Raw genomic sequence first — 625 nt, 5'->3', positions numbered from 1 at the left:
ACCAAAGTCCACGAGACCGCTCCCTTCGAAGCCTTCTCCTATGCTTTGGTTTGCCAAGACTCGTGATCAGCGTAGATCATCCAATCAGCACACCCTATTCAGGCTTGCATGATGGACCTGGTGGAGGATGACGGGATCGAACCGACGACCCCCTGCTTGCAAAGCAGGTGCTCTCCCAGCTGAGCTAATCCCCCAACGAATGGGTGGTGGGTCTGGTTGGATTCGAACCAACGACCCCCGCCTTATCAAGACGGTGCTCTAACCGACTGAGCTACAGACCCTCATCTCTACTCTGTCACTGTCGTTTTACAGCCGATAAGTGTGGGCGCATCGAAGATGATGACCTTGGACCTTCGTTCATGCTCCACTGCCTTGCGGCATCTGCAGCATCACTTCGGCCATTTTTCCAGAAAGGAGGTGATCCAGCCGCACCTTCCGATACGGCTACCTTGTTACGACTTCACCCCAGTCACGAACCCTGCCGTGGTAATCGCCCTCCTTGCGGTTAGGCTAACTACTTCTGGCAGAACCCGCTCCCATGGTGTGACGGGCGGTGTGTACAAGACCCGGGAACGTATTCACCGCGGCAAGCTGATCCGCGATTACTAGCGATTCCGACTTCACG

The 625-nt window shown here is 55.5% G+C and carries 2 tRNA genes and 1 rRNA gene (1 of these 3 running past the window's edge); all 3 read right to left on the bottom strand.

Annotation, left to right across the window (positions count from 1 at the left end):
* Window positions 1-118: 118 nt before the first annotated feature.
* Window positions 119-194 (bottom strand) — tRNA-Ala (locus tag L6R21_27980).
* Between the two features lie 10 nt (window positions 195-204).
* Window positions 205-281: transfer RNA gene (locus L6R21_27975), tRNA-Ile, on the bottom strand.
* Between the two features lie 129 nt (window positions 282-410).
* Window positions 411-625 (bottom strand): 16S ribosomal RNA (locus tag L6R21_27970) (its annotated part continues 467 nt past the right edge of the window); the annotation flags it as partial.

Source organism: bacterium (genome assembly GCA_023150945.1).
Lineage (GTDB): Bacteria > Zhuqueibacterota > Zhuqueibacteria > Zhuqueibacterales > Zhuqueibacteraceae > Coneutiohabitans.
The sequence above is the reverse complement of the archived record's forward strand: the minus strand, read 5'-3'. Positions and strand labels throughout refer to the sequence as shown.